Origin of the sequence: Microcoleus sp. Pol17C6 (assembly GCF_036701145.1) — a bacterium.
Classification (GTDB): domain Bacteria; phylum Cyanobacteriota; class Cyanobacteriia; order Cyanobacteriales; family Microcoleaceae; genus Microcoleus.
In genome coordinates, this window is the sequence record NZ_JAUBQH010000133.1 from 1 (window position 1) to 3,329 (window position 3,329).

A 3,329-nucleotide genomic window follows, 5' to 3' on the forward strand; every position below is an offset into this window, starting at 1 on the left:
CAATCTTCAAAAATGGTTCGTGGAAATTTTCGCTAAACCCACATAGCTGTTGGATCATTTTTTTTGTGGAGGTCTCTAACAGCTTGCAACCACCAACAATGCCCGCAAAGATTCCCAACTATTAATGAGTATCCCTGCTAATTCCACTTCCATTCCCAGAGTCGTGAAGTCGCTCATCAGGAGAGGAAATAGCGGATAAAAAGCTACAGAATGCTGCTGCTCGTCCTCTGCATAGCTGTAGCCTAAATTGGCGATTTCGACGTACCATTTACCGTCCCCTTGCGAAAACAGTTCCCAGCCACTTTTGGGAAGGAAAGCGCTTCCAAAACTCAGAGGCAGCCAATCCCATACACGGGGGGGTTTTTGCCGACTAAATGAGCAATTACCTGAATCCCGATCGCCATTATCGATCGGCTCAGAAACCACATAACAATTAGAAAAGTTCCCCCCTCCCGGCTTTGGGAGCGCTCCAGGCGCGGAATTACTTCTAGCCCTAAATCAGTATTTGTCATGGCTAAAACAGCCCAAGACTGTAGATTTAAAATTAAAGTATAGTCCGCTGCCGAGCGATCGCCAAATATATACCTAAGTACCGCCGTACTGCTAATTTTAACGTCCGAGTTTATTGGGAATCCCTTCGCAGCCGCCGGGAATAGTCTCTCTCGACTTCGAGCCGCACCAAGCGCAGCAGTAATAGCGCTGCTCCTCCGAGAGCCGCTTGACACCGGTGAAATCAACACGTTCCACCACAGCGCCGGTATGTTCACCCGTTTGATAGTTGGGAAATTCGGTACGGCTGCGGGGGGATGCAGTTTGTGCCGAGCCGTAGAATAATGCGGCCGCTCTCATGTCGGCGCGAGCGAGATTGGCGTCGTACAAGACAGCGCGCGAGAGGTTGGCTTTCACTAAATCGCACTTGCTGAGATTGGCGCGGACGAGGTTGGCTTCACTCAAATCCGTCCACCGCAAATCGGTGCCAGCCAGGTCAGCACCCGCTAACATGACATTGAGATCGATAACGCGGATACCGTGATCTCTGTCTTCAGCGTAGCCGCCGTCGCCGTCAAGGATGGGGCGGCCTAAAAGCCGATCGCGCTTCAGAGGAGTAACCAATCTAGACTGCGACAAAAACCGCAGAATTTTAGCTTTACCTTCAGCATCTACACTGCTCATAATCGCAGCGGTGCGGCCTTCTGCGATCGCCCTTTCCTGCGGCCAGTCTTCCAAAAACCCTTGTTCGTCAAGGGCTAAGTCGGAAACCCCTTGAAAATAAGCATCGATCGTTTGCTGCTGCGTAATTCGATTTTGCTGAATCGTCAAATCTTTCGAGATCACGTACTGCCGCCAAGCCACGTAAACGCCCAAAATAGCGATCAAAATTTGGCCCAAAGCGCCGATCAACTCGCCGAGAGCGCCGATGGCGTCCCAGTTGATTTGGATGTTGCGGCTTCCCGGTTCAGTATTACTACCGCTGAGCATCAGCAAGCCAACAATCCCAGCTAAAAGCCCGAAGCAGGCGACGATCAGAGTGCGCCAAGTCGGCGGAATTACCTGCGCCCAGATTTTGCCCCAACTCGGCCACATCAGCCGCAGCGATATGCTGATCGCACCCACGGCGCCAATTAAGCCCAGCCAAATGTTGTCATTGGCCAGCCCAAAAATCATCGCTGCGATCAACCCCAGCGTCAGCACGGACCCCGACTTCTCAGTAGTCGTTTGTTCCGGCTGCTGCGGCAAAAAAACCTTGCGAGTTGGAGGCGGTGGCACCGGTTTTTCGGGTTCAGCAGTAGCGACGATTATCCCTGATTCTGGTGGCACATTAGGGTTCCCACCGTTCAGACTTTCTACAGTCACGTTAGATTCAGGGCGATTGGGTTGAGAAGAGTTTGGTTCGGGTGTCATGCGTTGAGACAAATTCTAACTGTGGCTGGTCAATAAAACGATTTTAACTAACTAAGCAGGATTCTAGATAATATTACAATAGAAATCTCCACTAATTACACTCAAAAGAGGTAACGTACTATGACCCTGGTACTCCCCAATCTGCAAGAAAAACAAAGGGGTCAAGTTGTTACAACAATCGCCGTCACGAATCGCATCGATCTAGTTATGGCTGAACGGGGATTCATTGCTGCTCGGGAAGTTCGCTCTGTTACCCTCAATAACGTTGTTGTCGATACCGGAGCAACTCTGCTTTCCTTGCCAGCTCCCATTATTAGCCAACTCGGTTTAAAACAAGTAGGAGAAAGAGATGTAGAAACATCGGCTAGTATCAAAAAATGTCGATTTTTTGCAGGCGCTCAAATTATTGTAGAGGGGAGAGAAGGCAGATTTGATTGTTTAGAATTGCCCGAAGGCGTTTCTGCTGTTTTGCTGGGGGTAATTCCCATGGAAGAACTAGGCTTAGAACCTGATTTGAAAAATCGACGGTTGCGAGTATTGCCGATGAACAATCAGCAAACATATCTGATGGGTTAGTCGATCGGCGTTTACCGTAGCACAAACCTCTGGCCTGTGATTCCTATTATGTCCAGTCAATTAGCCACCATCAAAAATGTTTGTAATGAGGACTGAACTCCTCAAAGTTATATGAGGATTTTAGTCCTCACTACCAACTAATTTACCAACTAATTTTATTTCATTGATAGTGAGAACATAATATCATGAGGGGTTAATTTTTATTAATATCAATAAACTTAGTCTTTGGGTAGATGTAAGTTTTTGGCGCTACATCTAGCGAGCAGAATAAGCCTTGAGCAAATACACGCCAACCGTCCCAAATATCAAAACAATTATCCCCAAAACTAACTCCACACTAAACCTTTGAGCATGGCCCAAAGCGACAAGAATTTGCTGCCGCACCACAAACGCCAACAGCCAGCAAATCTCCGCCTTCAGCCAAGCCAAAAGGCCTCGCCCCAACAGATATTGCCGGCGAGCATTCTCAGAAGTAATCCGTACCGGATAATTAAAAGTATGGGGATAGCGCGAAACCGCAGTTAAAACGGCAAAAATAATGGCCGCAACCGCCGGCATGATCCAAATTGTCACCTTGTCGCCCCAAGCATCAGCCAGCCCCCCCAAGCCGAAATGTATCGGAATTCGATCGGGCAAAACCGCCCAAAACTTGACGATGAGCAAAACAGCCAGCAAAATCGCGATCGCACCTAAAAGCTCTACTGCCACTAAAACAGGCGAAAGCCCCAGACAAATAACCGGCCGTTGGTTTGGTGCGTTTCCAGTCATGGCTACGTGAACTACCCACACTAAATCGAAACGATTATAGTGTGGGCTTCTAACATCACAGAGGAATGCCTCAGAACAGACTT

General features: G+C 48.5%; 4 protein-coding genes. 1 reads left to right on the forward strand and 3 read right to left on the reverse strand.

Features of this window, described 5'->3' with window-relative positions:
- Window positions 1–75: 75 nt before the first annotated feature.
- Window positions 76–426 carry a hypothetical protein gene (locus QUA25_RS28885; RefSeq protein ID WP_333043101.1) on the reverse strand — a complete coding sequence of 117 codons (351 nt, stop codon included), beginning with the start codon at window positions 424–426 and terminating at the stop codon, window positions 76–78.
- 183 nt (window positions 427–609) lie between these two features.
- Entirely contained in the window at window positions 610–1,902 is a 1,293-nt protein-coding gene (locus tag QUA25_RS28890) for a pentapeptide repeat-containing protein (RefSeq protein ID WP_333043103.1), read from the reverse strand.
- A gap of 120 nt (window positions 1,903–2,022) precedes the next feature.
- Between QUA25_RS28890 and QUA25_RS28895 the strand changes: the two genes are divergently transcribed.
- Entirely contained in the window at window positions 2,023–2,478 is a 456-nt protein-coding gene (locus tag QUA25_RS28895) for an aspartyl protease (protein WP_333043105.1), read from the forward strand.
- Window positions 2,479–2,733: 255 nt separating this feature from the next.
- Here QUA25_RS28895 and QUA25_RS28900 read toward each other — a convergent pair.
- On the reverse strand, window positions 2,734–3,329 hold a 596-nt coding region (locus QUA25_RS28900), incomplete at its 5' end, for a DUF1648 domain-containing protein (protein ID WP_333043107.1).